Raw genomic sequence first — 25,472 nt, 5'->3', positions numbered from 1 at the left:
AAGTGATGCGAGTATCGTCAGTGCTCAGCGGTGATGATTCGTCGGGGAGCGAAATATGCACGCAGAACATCAAGACATCGGCGTCTCGCAGGTGGCTGCCGCCATCGCGGAGCCGGCGCGAACGAAAATCCTCTGCTCGCTGATGGACGGCCACGCGCGCACCAGCACCGAGTTGGCGGCCATCGCCGAAGTCAGCGCGTCTACTGCCAGCGCGCACCTGGCCAAGCTCAAGGATCTGGCGTTGGTGCGCCTGCACGTGCAGGGTCGTCATCGTTATTACAGCTTGGCCGACCAACGCGTGGCCCAGGCGCTGGAAGCGCTGATGGTGATCGGCCAGAGCGCCACACCGACTTTCAAACCGCACACGCCGGATCGCCTGCAATTCGCCCGCACGTGCTACGACCACATGGCGGGGACGCTGGCGGTGTTGCTGCATGACCGTTTGCTCGAGGCGGGGTGGCTGGACGAGTCGGACAAGCAAGCGTATTGCTTGAGCGACAGTGGCGCGGCGTTGTTCGAAGGCTTGGGCATTGAAGTGCGGGATTTGACTACGTTGCGGCGCAAGTTTGCCTGCCCGTGCCTGGACTGGAGCATGCGCCGCCCGCATCTCGGCGGGTCGTTGGGGGCGGCGCTGTTGCAAACCGCGTTGAAGCGCAAGTGGCTGACGCAGGATCTGGACAGTCGGGCGTTGGCGTTGACGGTGGTGGGGCGCAGGGAAATCGCCGTGCGGTTTGGCGTTGAGTTGGCGAATGAAAATGGCCAGATCAAAAGATCGCAGTCTGCGGCAGCTCCTACAGGGCGGGTGTACACCCGATGAAAATCGGGTGCATCCGATAAATCCCGATCTCGAATCTACGTAGGAGCTGCGGGACGCTGCGATCTTTTGATCTTCGCTCTAAGCCGACGAGGGGTCGTGCCCAACCTTGTGCCCACGTTCGCGACGCTATACTGTATATCCAAACAGTAAAGAGCCCGCGCCATGCAAATCATCGACAAGCTGAGCATCCTCGCCGACGCCGCCAAGTACGACGCGTCCTGTGCGAGCAGTGGCGCGCCCAAGCGCAGCTCCGAGGGCAAGAGCGGGCTGGGCTCGACCGATGGCATGGGCATCTGCCACAGCTACACGCCCGACGGACGTTGCGTGTCGTTGTTGAAAATTCTGCTGACCAATTTCTGCCTTTACGATTGCCAATACTGCGTCAATCGCCGCTCCAGCGACGTACCGCGGGCCCGCTTCACACCCGAAGAGGTGGTGACGCTGACCCTGGATTTCTACCGGCGCAACTGTGTCAGCGGGCTGTTCCTCAGCTCCGGGATCATCCGCTCGGCGGACTACACCATGGAGCAACTGGTGCGGGTGGCGAAGCTGTTGCGCGAAGAACATGAGTTTCGCGGCTACATCCATCTCAAGACCATTCCCGACGCCGACCCTGCACTGATTGAGGAGGCGGGGCGTTACGCCGATCGGCTGAGCGTGAACATCGAACTGCCCACCGATGCCAGTTTGCAAACCCTGGCTCCGGAGAAAGACATCGCTTCGATCAAACAAGCGATGAACACAATTTACACCGGTGTGCAGACCGTTTTGAACGAACCGCGTTCGGCAAAGTTCGCCCCTGCCGGGCAGAGCACGCAACTGATTGTGGGCGCCGATGACACTGACGACAGCACGATCTTGCACAGTGCTCAGTCGTTGTACGGCAACTACCGTTTGCGTCGCGTTTACTATTCGGCCTTCAGTCCGATCCCCGACAGCCCGAAAAGCGTGCCACTGGCCGCGCCGCCGCTGATGCGCGAGCACCGTTTGTACCAGGCCGATTTCCTCCTGCGCAGCTACGGTTACCGTGCCGACGAACTGCTCAAGGGGCCGGGCAATCTGGCCTTGGACATCGACCCGAAACTGGCGTGGGCGTTGCAGAATCGCGAGGTGTTCCCACTGGATCTGAACCGCGCCGAGGCGTCATTGATCGCGCGTATTCCCGGCATTGGTTTGCGCACCACCGAACGTCTGGTCGAGCTGCGCCGACAACGCAAGATCCGCTACGAAGATGTCGCACGCATGCGCTGCGTCCTGGCCAAGGCCAAACCCTTCATCATTACCAGCGACTACCATCCGCAGCAGGCCGAGGTCACCAGCCACTTGCTCTATCAGCAATTACGCGACCGGCCGATGCCGCAACAGATGGGGTTGTGGGGATGATCAATCTCGACTGCGACGATCTGTTCGACACCTGGCGTCAGCAGGCACGCTGGCTGCTCAGCCATGAAGTCGATCCGAGCCTGGTGAGCTGGGCCTCGGAAGGCGTGGGCGATCTGTTTGCCAGTGATGCCCCTGTGCCTGAAGGGCAAGGTCCATTTATGGCGAAGATCCCGCGTGTACTGCTCGAAACGCTGGAGCACGCCGCGCAATACCGTGGTGATCAACGCTGGAGTCTGTTGTACGAAGTGTTGTGGCGCGTCAGCCACGGTGATCGCACGGCAATGATGGCCGGTGACAAGCTGGGCAGCGAGTTGCAGCGGCGAATCAAACAAGTGCGCCGCGAAGCTCATCACCTGCATGCGTTTGTGCGCTTCATTGAACGGCCGAAAAACAGCCAAGGCCCGCAATACGTGGCGTGGCACGAACCGGCTCACGACATCCTGCTCAGCGCCAGCGAGCATTTCGTCGGGCGCATGGGCCAGCATCGCTGGCTGATCGCCACGCCGCGTGACGGGGTTTATTACGATGGCGAACAACTGATCCATCAGCGCCAATGCCCGCTGGAATGGCAGCAACTGGCGCAGAATGTCGACGATCCTCACGGTGATCTGTGGCTGACTTATTACAGCCACATCTTCAATCCGGCGCGGTTGAACGAGAAGGTCATGCAGGGGCATTTGCCGGCGCGGTTCTGGAAAAATCTGCCGGAGGGGGAGTTGATTCCGGGGTTGATTACGCAGGCGCGGATGGGCAAGCAGCAGAATGGGCAGGCGAGCGGGATTGCCAACCGTGCAGGCAAACGGATTGCCTTTAAGAGCTAAAAGCATACCCTCACCCCAGCCCTCCCGAAACGTCGGACCGCCCATAGGGAGAGGGGGCCGACCGAGGTGTTCTCGCGTACTACATCGACCTGAACGATCAAGTCGAACTCAGGTTTTGAAAAGCACAAAAATCGGCTCCCTTTCCCCCTCGCCCCCCTGGGGGAGAGGGCTGGGGTGAGGGGGAAAGGATCGCCAGCACGCCACACATATCCCGCCACACGCCACAAAAAAAGCCCCCCACCAATCACTCGGTGGAGGGCTTTTCTACATCAGCAGCCGTCAGATCAAACCTTGACGATCCAGCCCGCTGGCGCTTCGATGTCGCCGGTCTGCACGCCCGTCAGCTCTTTGTAGAGCTTCTGGGTCACTGGGCCGACTTCGGTTTCGCTGTGGAACACGTGCAGATGGTCGTTGTAGCTGATGCCACCGATCGGCGTGATCACCGCCGCAGTACCACAGGCACCGGCTTCCTTGAAGTCCGACAGCTTGTCGATCAGCACGTCGCCTTCAACCACTTCCAGACCCAGACGGGACTTGGCCAGTTCGATCAGCGACAGGCGGGTGATGCCTGGCAGAACCGACGGCGAGTTCGGGGTGATGAACTTGTTGTCGTGGGTGATCCCGAAGAAGTTGGCCGAACCGACTTCCTCGATCTTGGTGTGGGTCATCGGGTCCAGGTAGATCGCGTCGGCGAAGTTGGCTTTCTTCGCTTTCGAGCCCGGCATCAGGCTGGCGGCGTAGTTGCCACCGACCTTGGCGGCGCCGGTGCCTTGTGGGGCGGCGCGGTCGTAGCTGGAGATCTGGAAGTTGTGCGGGGTCAGGCCGCCCTTGAAGTAGGCGCCGACCGGAATGCAGAAGATCGAGAAGATGAACTCGGGTGCCGTGCGCACGCCGATGTTGTCACCCACGCCGATCACGAACGGACGCAGATACAGCGCGCCGCCGGTGCCGTACGGCGGAATGAAGCGCTCGTTGGCGCGAACCACGGCTTTGCACGCTTCGATGAACTGCTCGGTGTCGACTGTCGGCATCAGCAGACGCGCGCAGCTGCGTTGCATACGCAGAGCGTTCTGGTCCGGGCGGAACAGGTTGATCGAGCCGTCCTTGCAACGATAGGCCTTCATGCCTTCGAAGCACTGCTGGCCATAGTGAAGGGCAGTCGAGCCTTCGCTGATGTGCAGCACGTTATCTTCGGTCAGGGTGCCTTTGTCCCACTCGCCATCGCGAAAGTACGACAGATAGCGTTTGTCGGTCTTGATGTAGTCAAAACCCAGCTTGTCCCAATTGATGCTTTCGTTACCCATGACACCCTCTATCACTGAACAACCGTCGAAACGGTTCAAGGCTTCTGACGTTTTTTGGATGGGCACAACAATACTTCATTCTTGAGCGGTTTCGCAGCCGGAATTCGCTCCACTGATCGTTCCCACGCTTGATCGTTCCTACGCTCTGCGTGGGAATGCCTCATCGGACGCTCCGCGTTCGGCTTTTGGGACGCAGAGCGTCCCCGGCTGCATTCCCACGCAGAGCGTGGGAACGATCATCGCAGCTACAGGTGCAACGCATGCCCGAGGGCACGCAACGCCGCTTCCTGCACCGCTTCACCCAGGGTCGGATGCGCATGAATGGTGCCGCCGATGTCTTCCAGCCGCGCGCCCATTTCCAGGCTTTGCGCAAACGCCGTCGACAACTCGGAAACCCCAACGCCCACCGCTTGCCAGCCGACAATCACATGGTTATCCCGACGAGCGACCACGCGCACGAAACCGCTTTTCGACTCCAGTGTCATCGCCCGGCCATTGGCCGCAAACGGAAAACTGGAAACAATGCAGTCCAGCCCCGCAGCTTTAGCCTCGTCCGGCGTCTTGCCGACCACCACCAGTTCCGGGTCGGTGAAGCACACGGCAGCAATGGCAGTCGGGTTGAATTCACGGGTTTTGCCGCTGATCAACTCGGCAACCATTTCGCCTTGGGCCATGGCGCGATGGGCCAGCATCGGCTCGCCGCTCAGATCGCCGATGGCGTAGACGTTGCGCATGCTGGTCTGGCAGCGGCTGTCGATCTTGATCGCCGAGCCGTTCATGTCCAGATTCAACGCTTCAAGGTTCCAGCCCTGGGTATTGGGTTTACGACCGACAGCCACCAGCACCTGGTCTGTTTCCAGATTAAGGGTTTCGCCTTCAGGGTCGCGCACCTGCAACGTGCCGTCGAAACCCAGCACACTGTGTTTGAGGTACAGCTTCACGCCCAGTTGCTTCAGCGCGTCATGCACCGGTTGCGTCAGTTCAGCGTCGTAAGCCGGCAGGATACGATCCTGCGCCTCGACCACGCTGACCTCTGCGCCGAGCTTGCGATAGGCAATGCCCAGCTCCAGACCGATGTAACCACCGCCCACCACCACCAGACGTTTTGGCACGGATGTCGGCGCCAACGCTTCGGTGGAGGAGATGACCGGCCCGCCAATCGGCAGGATCGGCAGATTGACGCTGGTCGAACCGGTAGCGAGTACCAGGTGCTCGCACTGGATGCGCGTGTCGCCGACATCCACGGTTTTACCGTCGATGACTTTGGCCCAGCCATTGATGACCTGAACCTTGTTCTTCTTCAACAGTGCAGCGACGCCGGTGGTCAGGCGATCAACGATGCCGTCCTTCCACTCGACGCTTTTAGTGATGTCGAGCGTCGGCGCCGAAACGCTGATGCCCAGCGCCGAATGCTGATTGTGATGCTGAGTCTGGTGAAACTGCTCAGCCACGTGAATCAGCGCTTTCGACGGGATGCAGCCGATGTTCAGGCAGGTGCCGCCCAGCGATTGGCCTTCCACCAGAATGGTTGGAATGCCCAGTTGCCCGGCGCGGATCGCCGTCACATAACCGCCAGGGCCGCCGCCGATGATCAGCAGCGTAGTGTTCAGAGATTGCATGCGCGCCTTACTCCACAAACAAAGTGGCAGGTTGTTCGATCAGGCCGCGAATGGCCTGGATGAAGAGCGCCGCGTCCATGCCGTCGACCACGCGGTGATCGAACGAGCTGGAGAGGTTCATCATCTTGCGGATCACTACCTGGCCCTTGACGACCATTGGCCGTTCGACGATTTTGTTGACGCCGACAATCGCCACTTCCGGCAGGTTCAGCACCGGCGTGCTGACGATGCCGCCCAGTGCACCGAGGCTGGTCAGGGTGATGGTCGAGCCGGACAGCTCATCGCGACTGGCCTTGCCATTGCGTGCGGCGTTGGCCAGGCGCGAGATTTCTGTGGCGCTGTCCCACAGGCTGCGCGCCTCGGCGTGACGCACCACCGGCACCATCAGGCCGACATCGCTTTGCGTGGCGACGCCGACATGCACCGCGCCGAGGCGGGTGATGACTTGGGCTTCGTCGTCGTAACGGGCGTTCATTTGCGGGAAGTCGCGCAGGGCGACGACCAAAGCGCGGACAAGGAACGGCAGCAAGGTCAACTTGCCACGGCTGGCGCCGTGTTTTTCATTCAGATGCGCGCGCAGTTCTTCAATGGCGGTGACGTCGATTTCTTCGACATAACTGAAGTGCGCGGCACGCTGGGTAGCGTCCTGCATGCGCTGGGCGATCTTGCGGCGCATGCCGATGACTTGAATCTGTTCTTCGTCGTTGCGCTGGGCGTAAGCAGCGGCCACCGGCGCCGAGGCGTTCGACTGACCTTGCGCCAGATAGGCTTCAAGGTCTTCGTGCAACACCCGACCGGCCGGTCCGGAACCGCGCACCAGACGCAATTGAATGCCCAGATCCAGCGCATGTTTGCGCACGGCCGGAGAGGCGAGCGGGCGTTCGTCTGCTTCGCGAGCAACCATCGGGCCTTGGCAAACCGCAGCCGGACGCGACGCGGCTGGAGCAGGTTTGCTCTCAACAACGGTTTCAACTTTCGGCGCAACCAGTGCTTCTTTAGCCGGCGCAGGTGCGGCGGACTCTTTCAAATTACCGGCACCTTCAACCTCAATGCTGATCAGCACACTGCCAACCGCCATCACTTCACCCGGCTGACCACCGAGGGCAATCACTTTGCCGTGCACCGGCGAGGGAATATCGACCATCGCCTTGTCGGTCATCACGTCTGCCAGCACCTGATCTTCAACCACCAGATCGCCAACCTTGACGTGCCACTGCGACAGTTCTACTTCTGCGATGCCTTCGCCGATGTCCGGCATCTTGATAACGTGCGTGCCCATTCAGACCTCCATAACCCGTTTCAACGCCGCGCCCACTCGGGACGGCCCTGGGAAATACGCCCACTCTTGCGCGTGCGGGTAGGGGGTGTCCCAACCGGTGACGCGCTCGATCGGCGCTTCCAGGTGATGGAAGCAATGCTCTTGCACCAACGACACCAGTTCGGCGCCGAAACCGCAGGTGCGGGTGGCTTCGTGAACCACCACGCAGCGGCCGGTTTTCTTCACCGACTTGACGATGGTGTCCAGATCCAGCGGCCACAGGCTGCGCAGGTCGATGACTTCGGCATCTACGCCGCTTTCTTCAGCCGCGACTTGCGACACATACACGGTGGTGCCGTAAGTCAGCACGGTCACGTCCTTGCCCGGACGAGTGATCGCAGCAACGTCCAGCGGCACGGTGTAGTAGCCGTCCGGAACCTGCGCTTGCGGGTGTTTCGACCAAGGCGTTACCGGGCGGTCGTGGTGGCCGTCGAACGGGCCGTTGTACAGGCGTTTCGGCTCAAGAAAGATCACCGGGTCATCGTTCTCGATGGAGGCGATCAGCAGGCCTTTGGCGTCATACGGGTTGGATGGCATCACGGTGCGCAAGCCGCAGACCTGAGTGAACATCGCCTCGATGCTCTGGCTGTGGGTCTGGCCGCCGTAGATGCCGCCGCCGCAAGGCATGCGCAGGGTCATCGGTGCGGTGAACTCGCCAGCCGAGCGATAGCGCAGGCGCGCCGCTTCGGAAATAATCTGGTCGGACGCCGGGTAGACGTAGTCGGCGAACTGAATCTCGGCGACCGGACGCAAACCGTAGGCGCCCATGCCGACGGCCACACCGACGATGCCGCTTTCCGAGATTGGTGCGTCGAACACCCGCGAGGTGCCGTACTTGGTCTGCAGGCCTTCGGTGCAACGGAACACGCCGCCGAAATAGCCGACGTCCTGACCGAACACCACCACGTTGTCATCACGCTCAAGCATCACATCCATGGCCGAGCGCAGGGCCTGGATCATGGTCATGGTGGTCGTGGTCATGGCGGTTTCCAACTGAATATTGTTGTTGTGGTCGTTCATGTCAGATCCCCAACTGCTGACGCTGGCGCTTCAAGTGCTCCGGCATCTCTTTGTAGACGTCTTCGAACATGGTCGCGGCGCTTGGAATCTGGCCACCGGCGAGGGTGCCGTACTGTTCGGCCTGTTTCTGCGCGGCAATCACTTCGGCTTCGAGTTCGGCGCTGACGGCGGTGTGTTCTTCCTCCGACCAGTGGCCGACCTTGATCAAGTGCTGTTTGAGACGGGCGATCGGGTCGCCGAGCGGGAAGTGGCTCCAATCATCGGCCGGACGATATTTCGACGGATCGTCGGAGGTCGAGTGCGGGCCGGCGCGGTAGGTGACCCATTCGATCATGGTCGGGCCGAGGTTGCGGCGGGCGCGTTCGGCAGCCCAGGCGGATGCCGCGTAAACCGCGTAGAAATCGTTGCCGTCAACGCGCAGCGAAGCGATGCCGCAGCCGACGCCGCGTCCGGCGAAGGTGGTGGCTTCACCACCAGCGATAGCCTGGAAGGTCGAAATCGCCCATTGGTTGTTGACTACGTTGAGGATCACCGGCGCGCGATAAACGTGAGCGAAGGTGAGGGCGGGGTGGAAGTCCGATTCGGCGGTAGCGCCGCCGCCGATCCACGCCGAGGCGATTTTGGTGTCGCCCTTGATCGCGGGGGCCATGCCCCAGCCCACGCCCTGAATGAACTGCGTGGCGAGGTTGCCGGAAATGGTAAAGAAACCGGCGTCCTTGACCGAATACATGATCGGCAACTGACGGCCCTTGAGCGGATCGCGCTCGTTGGACAGCAGTTGGCAGATCAGGTCGACCAGCGGCACTTCGCGGGCCATCAGAATGCTTTGCTGACGGTAGGTCGGGAAGCACATGTCGTCGATGTTCAGGGCCAGGGCCTGAGCGCTGCCGATGGCTTCTTCGCCAAGGCTCTGCATGTAGAACGACATTTTCTTCTGACGCTGGGCGACCACCATGCGGTTGTCGTAGATGCGCGTCTTGAGCATGGCGCGCATGCCTTTACGAAGGATCTCGACCGGCACGTTCTCAGCCCATGGGCCGAGGGCGTTGCCCTGATCGTCAAGCACGCGAATCAGCCCACGGGCCAGGTCGGCGGTGTCGGCAGGTTCTACATCGACGGGAGGTTTGCGCACCGTACCGGCATCGGTCAGATGCAGGTAGGAAAAATCGGTTTTGCAGCCGGGACGGCCCGAGGGTTCAGGGACGTGCAGGCGCAGTGGTTCATACGCTTGGGTCATGGCTTCTACGCTCGATCTTGTGAATTTCTTGTAGTGAGCTGGCAGTCATTCTTCGGTAGAAGAAATCTTGTCCTACAACAATCATAGGCCCGGGCAAGAAGAATATTTATCTCTGTTTCGTTGCGCTGGAGACGATTTGCAGATAGAAATTCTGCATAAACATAAAAAACAGGTGGTTTTGTCTCATGCGCAAACTGGACCGTACCGATATCGGCATTCTCAACAGCCTTCAGGAGAACGCGCGCGTTACCAACGCCGACCTCGCGCGCTCGGTGAATCTGTCGCCGACACCTTGTTTCAATCGGGTGAAAGCGATGGAGGAGTTAGGGCTGATTCGCGAGCAAGTGACGTTGCTCGATGCCGACCTGCTGGGGCTGCATGTGAACGTGTTCATTCACGTCAGCCTGGAGAAGCAGGTCGAGGAAGCGCTGCAGCATTTTGAGGAAGCGATTTCCGATCGCCCCGAGGTGATGGAGTGCTACCTGATGGCCGGCGACCCGGATTACCTCATCCGGGTCCTGGTACCTACCATTCAGTCGCTCGAACGCTTCATGATGGACTTCCTGACCAAAGTGCCGGGTGTGGCGAACATCCGTTCCAGCTTTGCGCTGAAGCAGGTGAGATACAAAACTGCATTGCCGCTGCCGGCAAACGGTTTGACGTTGGGGACGTGAAGATCAAAAGATCGCAGCCTGCGGCAGCTCCTACATCGGATTCGCATTTCTCCTGTAGGAGCTGCCGCAGGCTGCGATCTTTTGACGTTAAAGCTTGTCGATCGGGATCTTCAAATAAACCACGCCATTGTCCTCAGCCGCCGGCAGGTTCCCAGCCCGTACATTCACCTGAATCGCCGGCAACAATAACGTCGGCATACCCAGCCCGGCATCGCGCTTGGTGCGCATTTCGACGAACGCTGCTTCATCGATCCCGTCATGCACATGAATATTGCTTTTGCGCTGCTCGCCGACCGTGGTCTGGCACTGCGAGGCGCGACTCTCGGGCGGATAATCGTGGCAAACGTAGAGTTTTACGCTGGCGGGGAAGGCCAGCAGTTTGTGGATCGAGGCAAACAGCTGATGGGCATTGCCGCCGGGAAAGTCACAGCGCGCCGTGCCGACATCGGGCATGAACAGCGTGTCACCGACCAGAATCTGCTCGCCATCGATCAAATAAGCCATGTCCGCCGGGGTGTGGCCGGGGACGTGCAGAGCGGTGGCTTTAAGGTTGCCGATGCGGAACGACTCGTTCGGCGCGAACAGGTGGTCGAACTGCGAGCCGTCTACGCAGAACTCCGGCTCCAGATTGAACAGTGCCTTGAACACGTGCTGCACTTTGCTGATCGATTCACCAATGGCGATCTTGCCACCCAGTTCCCGGCGCAGATAGGGCGCGGCGGACAGGTGATCGGCATGCGCGTGGGTTTCCAGCAACCACTGCACCTGCAGATTGTGTGCGCGAACGAAGGCGATGATCTTATCGGCCTGGGCGGTGCAGGTACGTCCGGCGGCGCCGTCGTAGTCGAGTACCGGATCGACGATTGCACATTGCCCGCCGTCGGCTTCATAGACCACATAGCTGTAGGTCGAGGAGGCGGAGTCGAGGAAAGCTTCAATCTGTGCGGACATGGACACCAACCTGAACATGGAAAATGGGTTGCAACACTTTATCTAAAAACATAATGTTCGCAGCTTAAGTGACGTTGAAGGCATCGTGCAAATGCAATCCAGTCTGACCGAATGTGAAGTCGCGCAACTGCGTGCCTCGGCCTCCAAGGCCTGCGCGCTGCTCAAGGCCTTGGCCAATGAAGATCGCTTGCTGATCCTCTGTCAACTGACCCAGGGCGAACGCAATGTCGGCGAACTGGAGAAAATGACCGGTGTGCGCCAGCCGACCCTGTCTCAGCAATTGGGCATCCTGCGTGATGAAGGGCTGGTCGCGACCCGGCGTGAGGGCAAGTACATTTTCTACGGCCTCGCCAGTCACGAAGTGATTCAAGTGATGAAGACCCTGTCGGGGCTTTATTGCGGTGCCGTCCTCAAAAGCTGGGAACAGCCATAAATGCCAGCCTTCACACCATCCCCCCTGTAGGAGTGAGCCTGCTCGCGATAGCGGTGGGTCAGCCAACATATTTATCGACTGATACACCGCTATCGCGAGCAGGCTCACTCCTACAATGGATCTGTGTGATGGCTGACGAAATCCTTGCGTGCAGCAAAAGGAACAAGCAATGAACGATCAACACTGGGGCCCATCCATCAGTGCGGACATCGTGGTCATCGGCGGTGGTACGGCCGGCATCGGTTTTGTCGCCAGTCTGCTCAAGCGTGATCCAGGACTGAGTATCACGGTCATCGAGCCGAGTACTCACCATTACTACCAACCGGCGTGGACGCTGGTCGGCGGTGGCGCCTATGACGTGAAAAACACCGCCAGACCGATGAGCAAGGTCATGCCCCGGCAAGCGAACTGGTTACAAGCGGCGGTCACCGCGATCGACCCGGACCAGCGCCTGCTCACCCTCAACGATCAACGCACCGTCAGCTATCAAAACCTGATCGTTTGCCCCGGCCTGCGTCTGGCCTGGGAGAAAATCGAAGGTTTGCAGGAAAGCCTCGGCCACCATGGCGTCACCTCCAACTACAGCTATCAACACGCGCAATACACTTGGGATCAGGTGCAGAAACTGCGCGGCGGCAAAGCCCTGTTCACCCAGCCGGCGATGCCGATCAAATGCGCCGGCGCGCCGCAAAAGGCGTTGTATCTGTCCTGTGATCACTGGCGCAAAGCCGCTGTGCTGACCAACATCAATGTCGAATTCAATCTGGCCGGCGCCGCGTTGTTTGGGGTGGCGACGTTCGTGCCGCCACTGATGAAGTACATCGAGAAATACAACGCGCAACTGGCGTTCAATTCGAACCTGGTCAAGGTTGACGGCCCGGCGAAAACCGCGTGGTTCGAGATCAAGGATGCCGACGGCAACCTCACTCGCGTGGCGAAAATCTTCGACCTGCTGCACGTGGTGCCACCGCAGGTTTCGCCCGACTTCATCGCGCAAAGTCCGCTGGCCGACGCAGCCGGCTGGTGCGAAGTCAACCCGCACAGCCTGCAACATCCGCGTTATCCCGAGGTGTTCGCACTCGGTGATATCTGCGGTACCAGCAATGCGAAAACCGCCGCAGCGGTGCGCAAACAAGTGGTCGTGGTCGCGGAAAACCTGCTGGCCCTGCGTCAGCAATTACCGCTGCCGCTGAAGTACGACGGCTACGGCTCGTGCCCGCCGACAGTGGAGAAGGGCAAGGTGATCCTCGCCGAGTTCGGTTACGCCGGCAAGTTGCTGCCGACCTTCCCGATGGACCCGACCGTGGCGCGGCGTTCCGCGTGGTTTCTCAAGGCGACGCTGCTGCCGTGGTTCTACTGGAACGGCATGCTCAAAGGCCGCGAGTGGCTGACAGGTCTGTCAAAGGTCGACTGAGAAAACCCTATGTTGCTGGCAAGTCTGTTTGGTGTGGTGATGGGATTGCTCCTCGGTTTGACCGGGGCCGGCGGTGGGATTCTTGCGGTGCCGGCACTGGTGCTCGGCCTTGGCTGGACGATGACGCAAGCCGCGCCGGTGGCGTTGTTTGCGGTGGGCAGTGCGGCGGCAGTCGGCGCTATCGACGGCCTGCGTCATGGTCTGGTGCGCTATCGCGCGGCGTTGTTGATTGCGGCGTTGGGCGCAGTGTTTTCGCCGTTGGGGATCTACTTCGCGCATCAGTTGCCGGAGAAGATTCTGATGATTCTGTTCAGTCTGCTGATGGTCATGGTGGCCTGGCGCATGCTGCGCCGCGAGCGTCAGCAGGAGGGGCCGAGCGATCATGGTCACGCCAGTTGGGGCCAGAAGAACTGTATGCTCAACGAAGAAACCGGGCGCCTTGACTGGACGGCCAAATGCACCGCGACCCTGGCGGCTTTAGGCGCGATCACCGGGGTTGTTTCCGGTTTGCTCGGTGTCGGTGGCGGCTTTTTGATTGTGCCGGCGTTCAAGCAACTGACCGATGTGCAAATGCGCGGGATTGTTGCGACGTCATTGATGGTGATCAGCCTGATTTCGGCGATTGGCGTGATCGGATCGTTTCACGCCGGTGTGCGAATCGACGGGCAGGGCGCGGCGTTCATCGTCGCCAGCATTGTCGGCATGATCATCGGCCGCAAGCTCTGTGCGCGAGTGCCGGCGCGGGCGTTGCAGGTGGGGTTTGCCAGTGTCTGTCTGGTGGTGGCGGGGTATATGTTGTTGCGGGCGTGAGTATTGGAAGATCAAAAGATCGTCCGATCGCGGCCCGAGCCTTCGGCAGCTCCTACAGGGATTGCGTTTCCCTGTAGGAGCTGTCGAGTGAAACGAGGCTGCGATCTTTCAGGTTGTTACAACACCAGGTGCGGCAACCACAGCGAAAGTGCCGGCACGTAAGTCACCAGCATCAACACCAGGAACAGCACGGCATAGAACGGCAGCAACGCTTTAACAGTGCTTTCAATACTCACTTTGCCCACCGCCGAACCGACAAACAGCACCGCACCCACCGGCGGCGTTATCAGCCCTATCCCCAGATTCACCAGCATGATCATGCCGAATTGCACCGGGTCCACACCGATGCCGAGAATCACCGGCATCAGGATCGGCGTCAGGATCAGGATCAGTGGCGCCATGTCCATCACCGTGCCGAGCAACAGCAGCATGACGTTGATGCACATCAGGATCACGTAGCGGTTGTCCGACAGGGTCAGGAACAGCGTGGTGATTTTCGCCGGGATCTGCATCAGGGTCATGATGTAGCCGAAGCTCGCGGCGAAACCGATCAGGATCATCACGATCGAAATCGTCCGCACCGTGCGGTGCATCAGTTTCGGCAGCTCGCGCCACTTGTAGTCGCGATAGATGAACATGGTGACGAAGAATGCCCAGAGCACGGCGATCGCCGCCGACTCGGTCGCGGTGAAGATACCGGACAGGATGCCGCCGAGGATGATCACCATCGCCATCAGGCCCCAGAGGGCTTCGCCGACGATTTTCAACGCCTGGCGCATCGGGATCACTTCACCCTTGGGATAATCGCGTTTTCGCGCGAAAATCAGACACAGCACCATCAGGCAGGCGCTCATCAGCAAGCCCGGCACGATGCCCGCCATGAACAGCGAGGCAATCGAAACCGTGCCACCGGCGGCCAGGGAGTAAAGCACCGAGTTATGGCTGGGCGGGGTCAGCAGGGCTTGCACCGAACCGCTGACGGTCACGGCGGTGGAGAAGTCCCGTGGATAGCCCTTGCGTTCCATTTCCGGAATCAGCACCGAACCCACCGACGCGGTGTCGGCCACCGACGAACCGGAGATCGCGCCGAAAAAGGTCGACGCGACGATGTTGACCAGCGACAGACCGCCGCGGACAAACCCCACCAGCACCCCGGCACACGCCACCAATCGACGGGACATGCCGCCCTCGGCCATGATCGCACCGGCGAGCACGAAGAACGGAATGGCCAGCAGCGAGAATTTGTTCACCCCCGAAGCGACCTGGATCATCACCGCCTGGAACGGAATGTCGATCCACCATGCACCGATCAGCGCGGCCGCGCCGAGCGCGTAGGCGACCGGCATACCGATCAGGATCAATACGATAAAACTGCCCAGCAGTATCAGAGCGTCCATTAAGCGGCACCTTCACTTTCTTCAACCAGGTCGAACTGCACGACGCGTCGTTTGCTCTGGTCACCGAGCAAGAGTTTTTCCACAACGAAAATCAGCGTTAGCAAGCCGCCCAGTGGAATCGGCAAATAGGTCACGCCAACCCGCAGGTCGGGCAGGGCGGCCATGAACTGGTTCCAGGTGGACATGCACAGCTGGGCGCCCCAGATCGTCATGAAAATGCAGATCGCCGCCATGAGTAACTGGGAAAAAATCGCCGCTGCGGATTTCAGTTGCGGCGGCAGGCGGGCGGTGAGCACCGCCACCGCCATGTGCGCGCCAGCGCGATAACTGGCGGCAGCACCGATAAAAGTGAACACCATCATCAGCAGAATCGCTGTGGGTTCCGGCCAGCTCGAGCCGGTGCCCAGCACATAGCGGGCAAACACGCCCCAAGGGATCATCAGGGAAATCGCCAGGACGGAAAGGCCGGCGACCCAGATGCACGTCATGTAAATCTTGTCGTTGATACGCAGCAGCAAATTCTTCATCGGGTTCCACCGTAACCGGACGCGCCTCAAACATCGGGCGCGTCGGGCCTTTTCATGAGTATGGAGTGGGAGGCGTTACTGAACGGCTTCGATCTTTTTGATCAGATCGGCATACGGTGCGCCGTATTTCTCCCGAACCGAGGCGGTGGCGTCGTAGAAGGGTTTCTTGTCGACGGTGATGAACTCGACGCCGGCAGCCTTGAGTTTTTCTTCGCTGGCAGCGGATTTCTTGTCCCACAGCACGCGTTCTTCAGCCTGGGCAGCCTTGGCGGCTGTTTTGACTAGCGCCTGTTGATCCGGGGTGAGTTTTTCCCAAGTGATTTTCGACATCACGATCGGCTCGGGCAGGATCAGGTGACCGGTCAGGCTATAGAATTTGGCGTTCTGGAAGTGGTTGTGTTCAAGCAGGGTCGGCGGGTTGTTTTCGGCGCCGTCGATCACGCCGGTCTGCAGGGCGCTGAAGATCTCGCCGGTGTCCATGGCGATGCCGTTACCGCCCATGGCGTTCATCATGTCGATGAACATCGGGTTGCCCTGGACACGGATTTTCATGCCTTTGAGGTCTTCGAGTTTGCGTACCGGTTTCTTGGTGTAAATGCTGCGTGTGCCGCCGTCCATCCACGCCAGGGCCACCAGGCCGAATTCGGAGTTGGTGATTTTGCCGAGGATTTCGTCGCCTACCGGGCCATCGATGACGTCACGCATGTGTTTCTGGTCGCGGAAGATGAACGGCATGTTGAACACGTTCACGTCCGGCACTACTGGGCCGACGATACCCAGGCTGACGCGCGACAGCTGCACCGCGCCGACCTGCATCTGCTCGATGACTTCCTTTTCCGAACCGAGCACACCGCCGGGGAAGTACTTGAAGGTCAGCTCGCCGTTGGATTCTTTGGTCAGGGTCTTGCCCATGCTTTCTTCGGCTACGACGGTCGGGTAACCGGCGGGGTGAATGTCAGCGAATTTGAGTTCCAGCGCCTGAGCGGCACCGGCAAAGGTGAACATCAGTGGAAGTGCAGCGGCGAGCAAGGTGCGTTTGAAGTTCATGGGGGTGAGTCTCCAGTCTTGTTATTGTTGTGTTCAAGGCGCAGCGGTGCAGCAGAGGGTTTAAAGCCAATCGTTGAACAAGGGTTCCGGAAGGCCTTTGACGCCTGGCTTCAAGGCGAACACGCCGCCGGCCAGAGATTGCGGATCGAGGTCATCGCCGGGACGGATCGAGGCGACGAACAAGGTGTCCATCCCGCTGCCACCGAAGGCGCACATGGTGGGTTTTTTCACCGGTACGGGCAGCGAGTAGTCAAGGCGCCCATCCGGCGTGTAGCGATGGACGAGGCCGGCGTCGTTGGCGCAGATCCAGTAGCAACCTTCGGCGTCCACGGCGGCGCCATCGGGGCGACCGGGGAAATGGTTCATGTCGACGAAAACGCGACGATTCGACGGTGTGCCAGTGTCCGTGTCGTAATCGAACGCCCAGATCAGTTGCACGTCGGGATGCGAATCGGACAGGTACATCGTCTTGCCGTCGGGGCTGAAACCGAGGCCGTTGGGCACGATGAAGCCGTCGAGTTGCGCTTCGACCACCCCAGACTGCCCGGCGCCGTAACGATAGAGCCGGCCTTCGGGAGCATTCAGGCCCATGTTCAACACCATGCTGCCAGCCCAGAACCGGCCCTGACGGTCGCAGCGACCATCGTTCAGGCGCATGTCTTGGCGGCTGTGCTCGACGCTGGCCAACAGCTCACTGTCGAGGCTGCCGTCGCTGGGCGGGTGCAGATGGAAGAATCCGCTTTCCCTGCCGGCCACCCAGCCGCCACGGCTGTGGCGGGCAATGCAGGCGAGCATTTGCGGGGTTTTCCAGGCATGCACATGCCCAGTGTCGGCGCTCCAGCGTTGCAGGCCGCCGTTGGGAATATCGACCCAGTACAGCGCATTTTCCTCTGCCACCCACACCGGGCTTTCGCCGACGGCGTTGCGGGCATCGACGATCAATTCGGCTTGCATACTCATTCCTTTGCGTCGTTGTCAGGGTGATCAGTCGCCGAACGGACCTGCCGCGACAAACGCGCCGCCCTGGTAAATCCGCGCCGGGTCATCGGCGGCCGGCATCGGTTGCGCTTCGACTTTTTCACGGAACACTTCCGAGCTGTCCTTCGCTTCAAAACCGAGGTGGCTGGCGAAGCGGTTGTCCCACCAGACGTCCTTGTTGTCGGACATGCCGTAGACAATCGTGTGACCGACGTTCGGCGTGTACAGCGAGTGTTCGAGCAATTGCGTGAGGTCGTCGAAGCTCAGCCAGGTGTGCATCATTCGACGGTTTTGCGGCTCGGGGAACGAGGAGCCGATGCGGATGCTGACGGTCTCGATGCCGTAGCGATCGAAGTAGAAACTGGCCATGTCTTCGCCGTAAGACTTGGACAATCCGTAGTAGCCATCGGGGCGGCGGGCGGAGCCGGCATCGAGCGGCTCGTCCTGTTTATAGAAGCCGATCACATGGTTGGAGCTGGCGAAGATCACCCGCTTCACGCCATGTCGGCGCGCGGCTTCATAGATGTGAAAGACGCCGCAAATGTTAGCGCCGAGGATTTCTTCGAACGGGCGCTCAACGGAGACGCCACCAAAGTGCAGGATTGCATCGACGCCTTCGACCAATTGGTGCACGGCGTGTTTGTCGGCGAGGTCGCAGACGACGATTTCTTCGCGCTCATCGCTAGCCGGAGCGAGGGCGGCGATGTCGGACAGACGCAGCACATTGGCATAAGGGCGCAGGCGTTCGCGCAGAACTTTGCCCAGGCCACCGGCAGCGCCGGTCAGCAGCAGGCGATTGAATGGAGCGCGGGGAGTAGAGGTAGACGTCATGGCAATCCCTGGACATATTGTTATTAGGGTTGTTGTAGGTTGTCGTATGACTGCGCTGAAGTATCGGTAGGGTTTCCGGAACTTGTCAACGCGACTTTTGGTGTAGATGACGGAAGGCCTGGTTGTCTTTTCGATCACCACCGTTCCGTATTTGCAATGCAATCCCATGTGGGAGCGAGCCTGCTCGCGAAAGCGGTGTGTCAATCAACATCAATGGTGAATCTGCCGCCGCCATCGCTGGCAAGCCAGCTCCCACAGGTATCAGCGTTGTTTTCAATTACTGCATTCACCACAAAATCCTGTGGGAGCTGGCTTGCCAGCGATGAGGCCGGTCCAGGCAACACTTGCATCGACTGACACGCCGCCTTCGCGAGCAGGCTCGCTCCCACAGGGAAACTCGGTGTGGCGACTGGCTTTACAACAACGAAATCGGATAACTGATAAAGATCCGGTTCTCATCGAACTCGTTGGTGCTGAAGTCCCGGCGAATCGTTGCGTTACGCCATTTCACGTTGAGATTCTTCAGCGGCCCGCTCTGCACGGTGTAGGCCAGTTCCGACTCGCGGCCCCATTCCTTGCCGTCAGTAATTGTTCCGGTGTGCACGTTATCGCCGCTGATGTAGCGGTTCATCAGCGTCAGGCCGGGAACGCCGAGGGCGACGAAGTTGTAGTCGTGACGCAACTGCCACGAGCGTTCCTTGGCGTTGTCGTAACTGGCGTTGTAACTGTCGTTGGCGAGGGTGCCGCCGCTGGTGCCGTTGACCCGCATCCACGCGTCGTCGCCGCTGAGTTTTTGCAGGCCGACGTAGAAGGTGTTGCCACCGTATTTGGCCGAAAGCAGGGCGAACGCGGTCTTGTTGTCGAGGTCGCCGGCCTGGGCGCTGCCGTCTTCCTTGCCGGTGAAGAAACCGAGGTTGGCGCCCAGGGTCCAGTCGCCCAACGGCTGGCTGTGGCTGAGGTTGAAATACTGCTGTTGGTAGATGTCGCTGAGTTCGGCGTACCACACGCCGACCAGGGTGCGCTTGTCGTTGAAGGTGTATTCGCCGCCGCCGAAGTTGAAGCGGTCTGATGTGAACGCGCCGCGGCCGTTCATCGACATGTCTTCCATGCTCGCGTCGTTGCGTGGGCTGTTGCCGCGGAACTGGCCGCCGTAGACGCTCAGGCCATTGATCTCGGTAGAGGTGATCTGGCCGCCGCGAAAGGTCTGCGGCAGGGAGCGGCCATCGTCGGAGCGCAGGATCGGCAGCACCGGCATCCATTCGCCAACCTTCAATTCTGTCTTCGAGACCTTGGCTTTCAACGCCACGCCGAGGCGGCCGAAATTATCCGCCGGACGCCCGTCATCGTGGATCGGCAACAGTTGCGTGCCGCCGGTGCCTTTGCCGCCATCAAGCTTTTGCGAATACATCCCCAGCACATCGAGACCGAAACCGACGGTGCCTTGGGTGAAGCCGGATTTGGCGTCGAGGATGAAGTTCTGCGTCCACTCTTCGGCCTTGCCCTGGGCATTGGCCGGGTTGACGAAGTTGCGGTTGAAGTAGGCGTTGCGCAGGTTCAGCGTGGCTTTGCTGTCTTCGAGAAAGCCTTCGGCATCGGCGCTCATCGGTAGGGCGAGGGCCAGGCTGCTGCAGCCGATCAGGCTCAGGGTGGAACGGTTGGAGAAGCGAGTTGGGCGGACGGAATTGCGGACAAGTGTGCTCACTGTGACGCTCCCTGTTTCGTTTGTTGTTTTTATTATTTGTCATACGTCGTCGTACAACATTGGTGCGGATATTTCCTAGGTTTTGCGGGAATGTCAACAGCAAGTTATACGATGACTTGCCGTCGCGACGCAGATCACTTTGTAGGAGCTGCGGCACGCTGCGATCTTTTGATCTGGCTTTTTAAAAAAACAGGATCAAAAGATCGCAGCCTCGTTTCACTCGACAGCTCCTACAAGGATCTGTGTTGTCCATGGGATGTGTGTTGCCGGTGAATTTGCGGCAAACTTCACCCACGTTCCGTACAAGGCCTTTCCATGGATCAATACGCCCCGCGCAACTGGCAGCCCCACGAAAAGCCCAGTCTGCCCGGTTCCCCCTCGACGCCGTTGCACTCCAATCCCAAGCGCCTGGCCTATGCGCTGGTCGGTGTGCTGGTGGCATTGACCGGTGGTTTGGGTAATTCGCTGGTGGTCGCCAACCTGACGTATCTGCAGGGCGCCCTCGGCGCAACCACCGCAGAAATGGCCTGGCTGCCGGCGGCGTATGTGATGACCAACGTGTCGATGAACCTGCTGTTGGTGAAGTTTCGCCAGCAGTTCGGTTTGCGCGCATTCACTGAAGTGTTCCTGGTGCTGTATGCGCTGGTGACCTTCGGCCATCTGTTCGTCAACGATCTGAATTCCGCCGTCGCAGTGCGTGCGGCGCACGGCATGGTGGGCGCGGCGCTGAGTTCGCTGGGCCTGTATTACATGGTCCAGGCATTCCCGGCGAAGTGGCGGATGAAGGCGCTGGTGCTGGGTCTTGGCACCTCGCAACTGGCGTTGCCGCTGGCGCGCTTGTTCTCCGAAGACTTGTTGCAGATTGCCGAATGGCGTGGCTTGTACCTGTTCGAATTGGGCATGGCGCTGCTGTCGCTCGGTTGCGTGTTGATGCTCAAGTTGCCGCCGGGCGATCGTTTCAAAACCTTCGAAAAACTCGATTTTCTGACCTTCGCGATTCTGGCTACGGGCGTGGCGTTGTTGTGCGCGGTGCTGTCGTTGGGGCGGATTGACTGGTGGCTGGAGGCGGACTGGATCGGTGTTGCCCTGGCTTCGTCCATCGCGCTGATTCTCGCCGGCCTGGCCATCGAACATAACCGTAGCAACCCGATGCTGATGACCCGTTGGCTTGGCAGCGGAACGATGATCCGCCTGGCGCTGGCGGTGACCCTGATTCGTATGGTCACCTCGGAGCAGTCCACCGGGGCGGTGGGCTTCATGCAAAACCTGAACATGGGCTACGAGCAGTTGCACAGCCTGTACGTGGTCATGCTGATTGGCAGCGTCGCGGGGCTGTTGACCAGTGCACTGACGATCGACCCCAAACACCTGTTGATGCCGTTGATCATCTCCTTGGGTCTGATGGCCACCGGGTCGGTAATGGACAGTTTTTCCAACAACCTGACCCGCCCGCAGAACCTGTATTTCAGCCAGTTCCTGCTGGCCTTCGGCAGCACGTTTTTCCTCGGCCCGACCATGGTTCTCGGCACGCGCAACGTGCTGACCAATCCGCGTAACCTGGTGAGTTTTTCCGTGCTGTTCGGGATCTGCAATAACCTTGGCGGCCTGCTTGGCGCAGCGCTTCTGGGAACTTTCCAGATCGTCCGGGAAAAATTTCATTCCAGTCAAATCGTTGAGCATCTGACGCTGTCTGACCCTTTAGTGGCAGCACGCGTGCAGAGCGGCGGCTCGGCGTACGGTTCGCTGTTGGCCGATCCGAGCCTGCGCAATCTCGCGGGTATTCGCACCCTGTCCAATGCCGCTACCCGTGAGGCCAACGTGCTGGCCTATAACGACGTGTTCATGCTGATCGCCGTGATTGCGGTGCTGACCATGATCTGGCTGTCCATTCGTGCGCTGTGGCTGATGAGCACCACCAAAGCCGTCGCCCCTGCGCCATCCACACCTTCGAGCGGTGCCACTTCTTCATGACCGAACCGACCACCACGACCACCAATGCCATTGCCGCGACGCCCGAGGGTGTGGCGCCGCCGTCATCGCCGAACACCGAGCCACGCTCGCTGCGAGTGCGGATCATCTCTTCGCTGGGCTTCGCCGCGATTGCCATCGTTGGCGTGCTGATCGTGCTTTATGCCTGGCAATTGCCGCCGTTCAGCAGCGCGGTCGAGACCACGGAAAACGCACTGGTGCGCGGGCAGGTAACGATCATCGGCCCGCAGCTCGCCGGCTATGTGTATGAAGTGCCGGTGCAGGATTTCCAGTACGTGAAGGCCGGCGATCTGCTGGTGCGTCTGGACGACCGCATTTATCAGCAGCGCCTCGATCAGTCGTTGGCGCAACTGGCGGTGCAAAAGGCTTCCCTGGCCAACGTGGTGCAGCAACGCAACAGCGCCGAGGCGACGATAAAATTGCGTCAGGCCGTGCAGGCCGACAGCGAAGCGCAATTGCGCAAAAGCGAGGCCGATCTGCGCCGAAATCAGGAATTGGTACGCGACGGTTCAGTGTCCAAGCGTGAGATGGATGTGGCACTCGCAGCCAATGCGCAAAGCATTGCGGCGGTGGCGCAAGCCAAGGCCAATCTGGAAATCGCCCGGCAGGATCTGCAAACGGTGATCGTCAATCGCGGCTCGCTGGAAGCGGCGGTGGCCAGCGCCGAAGCGGCGGTGCAACTGGCGCGGATCGATCTGTCGAACACGCGCATCGTCGCCCCGCGTGACGGTCAGCTCGGGCAGATCGGCGTGCGCCTTGGCGCCTACGTCAACTCCGGGGCGCAGTTGATGGCGTTGGTGCCAAACCAGAAGTGGGTGATCGCCAACATGAAGGAAACCCAGATGGATAACGTGCGGGTCGGGCAACCGGTGCGCTTCACCGTCGATGCGTTGAACCACCGCAAATTCACCGGGCATGTGCAGCATATTTCGCCGGGCACGGGGTCTGAATTTGCCTTGTTGCAGGCGGATAACGCCACCGGCAACTTTGTGAAAATTGCTCAGCGGGTGCCGGTGCGGATCACTATTGATCCTGATCAGCAGGAAGAGGAACGGTTGCGTCCGGGGATGTCGGTGGTGGTCAGCATCGATACCGCAGCGGGCAACACCCAGCCCCATTAAGATCAAAAGATCGCAGCCTTCGGCAGCTCCTACATGGATCATCTGTAGGAGCTGCCGAAGGCTGCGATCTTTTGATTTTCAGGCAGTGATCATCGGGGGCAGGGTGCCGAGTAGCGAGACGGCGGCTACGGCGCCAATGCCGAGCAACCATTCAAGCATCACGCTGCGTCGCAGGGTGCCCATTCGTTGTTCGCAGTCATCGATGCGCAAGCGGTTGAACAATGCCAACCCGAGCATCGCCAGCACAATCATTGCCTTGATCAGCAGAATCAAGGCAAACCCGCTGAACAACGGCGTCGGCCACCACTGGCCGGTCAACACGCGCACGTTGATCAAACCGGTGATCAGCAGCCCGGCGACCAGCGCATAACCGACCCCGCTGAAACGCCGCAAAATCGCCGGCATCGGCTCCGTCGGCTGACGCAGAATCAGCACCAGCAACAACAGTCCGCCGAGCCACGCGGCCACGCAGGTCAGATGCACGATCTGGTTGAGAATCAGCAATTGCCCACTCAGCCCGTTGAGCATCGCCCCATGCCCGACCGGTGCCAGGGTCGCCAGCAACAACGCGCTCAAGCCCAATCGCAATGGCGTGCTTGAACGCCAAGGTGTGAACAGCAACGCCAACAGCACAGCATTGATCAGCAGATGCCAACGCCACACCTGACCAAAAAACGTGTGGCCCAGCACCAGCGAAACTGTGTCCGGATCAAACGCCGCCGCTGCCGAACCGGCCATGCTCGCAGTAATCAAAAGTGCCCAGGCAATTCCGCTGAGCAGCGCCACAGCAGCCAGCCAACGCGCCAGTCGCGCCAGGTGCCGGTCCACTTGCGGCGCTTCATCCTTGAGCAGCAACGGCCTGAACAGCCAGGCCCCGAACAGCATCAACACCACGATGAAATGCACAAAGCGGCACAGCACCAGCGCTTCACTCATGAATTACTGGCCAACCTTGAACTGATAAGCGCCTTCGCTTTTGTGCGTATCGACCGACACCGCGTGCCATTCGACTTTGTATTCGCCAGCGCTCAGCGGTGCGGCCGGGGTGACGATCAGGGTTTTCTTGTCGCCTTCGGTGGTCAGCGGCTTGATCGCGACCGGCGCGCCATCCTTGGTCACGGTGACTTTGGTGAAACTGGCCTCGACACCTTCGGAAAAGGTCAGGCGCAAATCGGCCGGGGCGGCGACGGTACTGTCGGCGGCCGGGATCTGGCTTTTCAGGTGAGCGTGGGCGAATACCGAGGATGCGGCGAACAGCGAAGCGAGCAGGGCAGTGGTGGTCAAGACGTTCTTGAACAGCATCGCAAATACCTCTGAGACAGGATCGAAGAGCCTCAGTTTAGCCATCCAGCTGCGTCAGTACGAAGTTTTGTTTACAGCGTTCGCCCGCGCACCAGAGCGGATGCTAGTCTTGGGCAACGCTGTTGTCAGGGAGCCCTCATGGGCAATCACAAGATCGAGATTCGTCGCAGTAACGTCGAAAAAATCCTCCTGGCGGCGGAGAAAGTCTTCGCCGAAAAAGGCTTCGGTGGCACCGCCATGGCGGATATTGCTGCCGAGGTGCAACTGCCGCGTTCCAACCTGCATTACTACTTCAGCACCAAGAGCGAGCTGTACAGCGCGGTGCTGTTTGATCTGCTGGAAGTGTGGAAACAGGACGCGCTGTGCTTCGAGATGTTCGACGACCCGCGCGTGGTGCTCAGCAGTTACATCCGCGCCAAGATGAACCACTCGCGCAGCCGCCCGTACGGCTCGAAAGTCTGGGCCAATGAAATCATCCACGGCGCACCGACGCTGGGCGAGGCGCTGGATGTCAGCCTGTATGACTGGGCGAAGATGAAGGAGGCGAAGATTCGGCAGTGGGTCGAGGACAAGCGGATTCTGCCGGTGGAGCCTTCGAGTTTGCTGTACATGATTTGGGCGTCGACACAGCATTACGCCGACTTTGATCATCAGGTGAATATTCTCAACGAGCATCAGCCGCTGTCGGACATGCAGTTTGAGCGGGCGGTGCAGACGGTGACGAGTGTGATCTTGCGCGGGATCGGGTTGGAGCCCTGAAGCAAAAGCTGACCCTCA

At 60.0% G+C, this 25,472-nt stretch carries 25 protein-coding genes; 10 read left to right on the top strand and 15 right to left on the bottom strand.

The window, feature by feature from the left end; genetic code table 11:
• The first annotated feature begins 55 nt into the window (after positions 1-55).
• The 3 genes from AK821_RS16105 (at position 56) to AK821_RS16095 (ending at position 3,021) form a co-directional block, all read left to right on the top strand.
• Complete coding sequence (locus tag AK821_RS16105) at positions 56-817, top strand: ArsR/SmtB family transcription factor (RefSeq protein ID WP_064390587.1); 762 nt, start codon at positions 56-58, stop codon at positions 815-817.
• A gap of 162 nt (positions 818-979) precedes the next feature.
• Entirely contained in the window at positions 980-2,200 is a 1,221-nt protein-coding gene (locus AK821_RS16100) for a putative DNA modification/repair radical SAM protein (RefSeq protein WP_064390586.1), read from the top strand.
• Positions 2,197-3,021, top strand: a complete 825-nt coding sequence (locus AK821_RS16095) for a TIGR03915 family putative DNA repair protein (RefSeq protein ID WP_064390585.1) — start codon at positions 2,197-2,199, stop codon at positions 3,019-3,021. The genes AK821_RS16100 and AK821_RS16095 overlap by 4 nt, the downstream gene beginning before the upstream one ends.
• A 284-nt stretch (positions 3,022-3,305) precedes the next feature.
• Here the strand turns inward: AK821_RS16095 and AK821_RS16090 are convergent, their stop codons facing one another.
• From AK821_RS16090 to AK821_RS16070, 5 genes are all read right to left on the bottom strand, one after another.
• The gene (locus tag AK821_RS16090; RefSeq protein WP_008086978.1) at positions 3,306-4,325 is read right to left on the bottom strand and encodes a branched-chain amino acid aminotransferase; all 1,020 of its coding nucleotides are present in this window, start codon (positions 4,323-4,325) and stop codon (positions 3,306-3,308) included.
• Positions 4,326-4,570: 245 nt separating this feature from the next.
• Complete coding sequence (gene lpdA / locus AK821_RS16085) at positions 4,571-5,944, bottom strand: dihydrolipoyl dehydrogenase (RefSeq protein WP_064390584.1); 1,374 nt, start codon at positions 5,942-5,944, stop codon at positions 4,571-4,573.
• Positions 5,945-5,951: 7 nt separating this feature from the next.
• Positions 5,952-7,223, bottom strand: a complete 1,272-nt coding sequence (locus AK821_RS16080; protein ID WP_064390583.1) for a dihydrolipoamide acetyltransferase family protein — start codon at positions 7,221-7,223, stop codon at positions 5,952-5,954.
• Entirely contained in the window at positions 7,224-8,282 is a 1,059-nt protein-coding gene (locus tag AK821_RS16075) for an alpha-ketoacid dehydrogenase subunit beta (protein WP_064390582.1), read from the bottom strand.
• Between the two features lies 1 nt (position 8,283).
• Positions 8,284-9,519 carry a 3-methyl-2-oxobutanoate dehydrogenase (2-methylpropanoyl-transferring) subunit alpha gene (locus tag AK821_RS16070; protein ID WP_064390581.1) on the bottom strand — a complete coding sequence of 412 codons (1,236 nt, stop codon included), beginning with the start codon at positions 9,517-9,519 and terminating at the stop codon, positions 8,284-8,286.
• A gap of 185 nt (positions 9,520-9,704) precedes the next feature.
• Between AK821_RS16070 and bkdR the strand changes: the two genes are divergently transcribed.
• Positions 9,705-10,193 (top strand): Bkd operon transcriptional regulator BkdR, encoded by a 489-nt coding sequence (gene bkdR, locus AK821_RS16065; protein WP_064390580.1) that lies wholly within the window; start codon positions 9,705-9,707, stop codon positions 10,191-10,193.
• A gap of 87 nt (positions 10,194-10,280) precedes the next feature.
• Here bkdR and AK821_RS16060 read toward each other — a convergent pair whose 3' ends face one another.
• On the bottom strand, positions 10,281-11,144 hold the full coding sequence (locus AK821_RS16060; RefSeq protein WP_064390579.1) for an MBL fold metallo-hydrolase: 864 nt from the start codon (positions 11,142-11,144) through the stop codon (positions 10,281-10,283).
• Positions 11,145-11,235: 91 nt separating this feature from the next.
• Between AK821_RS16060 and AK821_RS16055 the strand changes: the two genes are divergently transcribed.
• From AK821_RS16055 to AK821_RS16045, 3 genes are all read left to right on the top strand, one after another.
• Positions 11,236-11,577, top strand: a complete 342-nt coding sequence (locus AK821_RS16055) for an ArsR/SmtB family transcription factor (protein WP_016775194.1) — start codon at positions 11,236-11,238, stop codon at positions 11,575-11,577.
• Positions 11,578-11,746: 169 nt separating this feature from the next.
• The gene (locus tag AK821_RS16050) at positions 11,747-12,991 is read left to right on the top strand and encodes an NAD(P)/FAD-dependent oxidoreductase (RefSeq protein WP_064390578.1); all 1,245 of its coding nucleotides are present in this window, start codon (positions 11,747-11,749) and stop codon (positions 12,989-12,991) included.
• Positions 12,992-13,000: 9 nt separating this feature from the next.
• Entirely contained in the window at positions 13,001-13,801 is an 801-nt protein-coding gene (locus tag AK821_RS16045) for a sulfite exporter TauE/SafE family protein (RefSeq protein WP_064390577.1), read from the top strand.
• A gap of 116 nt (positions 13,802-13,917) precedes the next feature.
• On the opposite strand, the gene AK821_RS16040 is transcribed toward AK821_RS16045, so the two are convergent.
• The 7 genes from AK821_RS16040 to AK821_RS16015 all read right to left on the bottom strand — a co-directional run bounded on the left by AK821_RS16040 (position 13,918) and on the right by AK821_RS16015 (position 20,283).
• Positions 13,918-15,198, bottom strand: a complete 1,281-nt coding sequence (locus AK821_RS16040; RefSeq protein ID WP_064390576.1) for a TRAP transporter large permease — start codon at positions 15,196-15,198, stop codon at positions 13,918-13,920.
• The gene (locus AK821_RS16035; RefSeq protein ID WP_064390575.1) at positions 15,198-15,725 is read right to left on the bottom strand and encodes a TRAP transporter small permease; all 528 of its coding nucleotides are present in this window, start codon (positions 15,723-15,725) and stop codon (positions 15,198-15,200) included. Before AK821_RS16035 ends, AK821_RS16040 begins: the two co-directional genes overlap by 1 nt.
• Positions 15,726-15,800: 75 nt before the next feature.
• Positions 15,801-16,772, bottom strand: coding sequence for a TRAP transporter substrate-binding protein (locus tag AK821_RS16030; RefSeq protein ID WP_064390574.1), 972 nt, complete (start codon positions 16,770-16,772; stop codon positions 15,801-15,803).
• A gap of 60 nt (positions 16,773-16,832) precedes the next feature.
• Positions 16,833-17,726, bottom strand: a complete 894-nt coding sequence (locus AK821_RS16025; protein WP_064390573.1) for an SMP-30/gluconolactonase/LRE family protein — start codon at positions 17,724-17,726, stop codon at positions 16,833-16,835.
• Between the two features lie 30 nt (positions 17,727-17,756).
• Positions 17,757-18,581: an NAD-dependent epimerase/dehydratase family protein gene (locus AK821_RS16020; protein WP_064390572.1), complete on the bottom strand. Its 825-nt coding sequence runs from the start codon at positions 18,579-18,581 to the stop codon at positions 17,757-17,759.
• A gap of 200 nt (positions 18,582-18,781) precedes the next feature.
• Positions 18,782-18,931 carry a hypothetical protein gene (locus AK821_RS30865; protein ID WP_162531853.1) on the bottom strand — a complete coding sequence of 50 codons (150 nt, stop codon included), beginning with the start codon at positions 18,929-18,931 and terminating at the stop codon, positions 18,782-18,784.
• Between the two features lie 65 nt (positions 18,932-18,996).
• Positions 18,997-20,283: an OprD family porin gene (locus AK821_RS16015; RefSeq protein ID WP_064390571.1), complete on the bottom strand. Its 1,287-nt coding sequence runs from the start codon at positions 20,281-20,283 to the stop codon at positions 18,997-18,999.
• Between the two features lie 315 nt (positions 20,284-20,598).
• Between AK821_RS16015 and AK821_RS16010 the strand changes: the two genes are divergently transcribed.
• Both AK821_RS16010 and AK821_RS16005 read left to right on the top strand, forming a co-directional pair.
• Complete coding sequence (locus AK821_RS16010; protein ID WP_064390570.1) at positions 20,599-22,254, top strand: MFS transporter; 1,656 nt, start codon at positions 20,599-20,601, stop codon at positions 22,252-22,254.
• Complete coding sequence (locus AK821_RS16005) at positions 22,251-23,393, top strand: HlyD family secretion protein (RefSeq protein ID WP_064390569.1); 1,143 nt, start codon at positions 22,251-22,253, stop codon at positions 23,391-23,393. Before AK821_RS16010 ends, AK821_RS16005 begins: the two co-directional genes overlap by 4 nt.
• Before the next feature lie 78 nt (positions 23,394-23,471).
• On the opposite strand, the gene copD is transcribed toward AK821_RS16005, so the two are convergent.
• Both copD and copC read right to left on the bottom strand, forming a co-directional pair.
• Entirely contained in the window at positions 23,472-24,329 is an 858-nt protein-coding gene (gene copD, locus AK821_RS16000; RefSeq protein WP_064390568.1) for a copper homeostasis membrane protein CopD, read from the bottom strand.
• Between the two features lie 3 nt (positions 24,330-24,332).
• Entirely contained in the window at positions 24,333-24,695 is a 363-nt protein-coding gene (gene copC / locus AK821_RS15995) for a copper homeostasis periplasmic binding protein CopC (RefSeq protein ID WP_064390567.1), read from the bottom strand.
• A gap of 138 nt (positions 24,696-24,833) precedes the next feature.
• Between copC and AK821_RS15990 the strand changes: the two genes are divergently transcribed.
• Positions 24,834-25,454, top strand: coding sequence for a TetR/AcrR family transcriptional regulator (locus tag AK821_RS15990; protein WP_038365564.1), 621 nt, complete (start codon positions 24,834-24,836; stop codon positions 25,452-25,454).
• Positions 25,455-25,472 lie beyond the last annotated feature (18 nt).

The organism is Pseudomonas sp. RIT-PI-r (genome assembly GCF_001297015.1).
In the GTDB taxonomy this organism is placed as follows: domain Bacteria; phylum Pseudomonadota; class Gammaproteobacteria; order Pseudomonadales; family Pseudomonadaceae; genus Aquipseudomonas.
Note: the sequence above shows the minus strand (reverse complement) of the source record. Positions and strands in the feature narration are given on the sequence as shown.

Coding starts and splice junctions, on each gene's coding strand:
- AK821_RS16105 (WP_064390587.1), top strand. CDS start 56: ATGCACGCAGAACATCAAGACATCGGCGTCTCGCAGGTGGCTGCCGCC.
- AK821_RS16100 (WP_064390586.1), top strand. CDS start 980: ATGCAAATCATCGACAAGCTGAGCATCCTCGCCGACGCCGCCAAGTAC.
- AK821_RS16095 (WP_064390585.1), top strand. CDS start 2,197: ATGATCAATCTCGACTGCGACGATCTGTTCGACACCTGGCGTCAGCAG.
- AK821_RS16090 (WP_008086978.1), bottom strand. CDS start 4,325: ATGGGTAACGAAAGCATCAATTGGGACAAGCTGGGTTTTGACTACATC.
- lpdA (WP_064390584.1), bottom strand. CDS start 5,944: ATGCAATCTCTGAACACTACGCTGCTGATCATCGGCGGCGGCCCTGGC.
- AK821_RS16080 (WP_064390583.1), bottom strand. CDS start 7,223: ATGGGCACGCACGTTATCAAGATGCCGGACATCGGCGAAGGCATCGCA.
- AK821_RS16075 (WP_064390582.1), bottom strand. CDS start 8,282: ATGAACGACCACAACAACAATATTCAGTTGGAAACCGCCATGACCACG.
- AK821_RS16070 (WP_064390581.1), bottom strand. CDS start 9,519: ATGACCCAAGCGTATGAACCACTGCGCCTGCACGTCCCTGAACCCTCG.
- bkdR (WP_064390580.1), top strand. CDS start 9,705: ATGCGCAAACTGGACCGTACCGATATCGGCATTCTCAACAGCCTTCAG.
- AK821_RS16060 (WP_064390579.1), bottom strand. CDS start 11,144: ATGTCCGCACAGATTGAAGCTTTCCTCGACTCCGCCTCCTCGACCTAC.
- AK821_RS16055 (WP_016775194.1), top strand. CDS start 11,236: ATGCAATCCAGTCTGACCGAATGTGAAGTCGCGCAACTGCGTGCCTCG.
- AK821_RS16050 (WP_064390578.1), top strand. CDS start 11,747: ATGAACGATCAACACTGGGGCCCATCCATCAGTGCGGACATCGTGGTC.
- AK821_RS16045 (WP_064390577.1), top strand. CDS start 13,001: ATGTTGCTGGCAAGTCTGTTTGGTGTGGTGATGGGATTGCTCCTCGGT.
- AK821_RS16040 (WP_064390576.1), bottom strand. CDS start 15,198: ATGGACGCTCTGATACTGCTGGGCAGTTTTATCGTATTGATCCTGATC.
- AK821_RS16035 (WP_064390575.1), bottom strand. CDS start 15,725: ATGAAGAATTTGCTGCTGCGTATCAACGACAAGATTTACATGACGTGC.
- AK821_RS16030 (WP_064390574.1), bottom strand. CDS start 16,772: ATGAACTTCAAACGCACCTTGCTCGCCGCTGCACTTCCACTGATGTTC.
- AK821_RS16025 (WP_064390573.1), bottom strand. CDS start 17,726: ATGCAAGCCGAATTGATCGTCGATGCCCGCAACGCCGTCGGCGAAAGC.
- AK821_RS16020 (WP_064390572.1), bottom strand. CDS start 18,581: ATGACGTCTACCTCTACTCCCCGCGCTCCATTCAATCGCCTGCTGCTG.
- AK821_RS30865 (WP_162531853.1), bottom strand. CDS start 18,931: ATGCAAGTGTTGCCTGGACCGGCCTCATCGCTGGCAAGCCAGCTCCCA.
- AK821_RS16010 (WP_064390570.1), top strand. CDS start 20,599: ATGGATCAATACGCCCCGCGCAACTGGCAGCCCCACGAAAAGCCCAGT.
- AK821_RS16005 (WP_064390569.1), top strand. CDS start 22,251: ATGACCGAACCGACCACCACGACCACCAATGCCATTGCCGCGACGCCC.
- copD (WP_064390568.1), bottom strand. CDS start 24,329: ATGAGTGAAGCGCTGGTGCTGTGCCGCTTTGTGCATTTCATCGTGGTG.
- copC (WP_064390567.1), bottom strand. CDS start 24,695: ATGCTGTTCAAGAACGTCTTGACCACCACTGCCCTGCTCGCTTCGCTG.
- AK821_RS15990 (WP_038365564.1), top strand. CDS start 24,834: ATGGGCAATCACAAGATCGAGATTCGTCGCAGTAACGTCGAAAAAATC.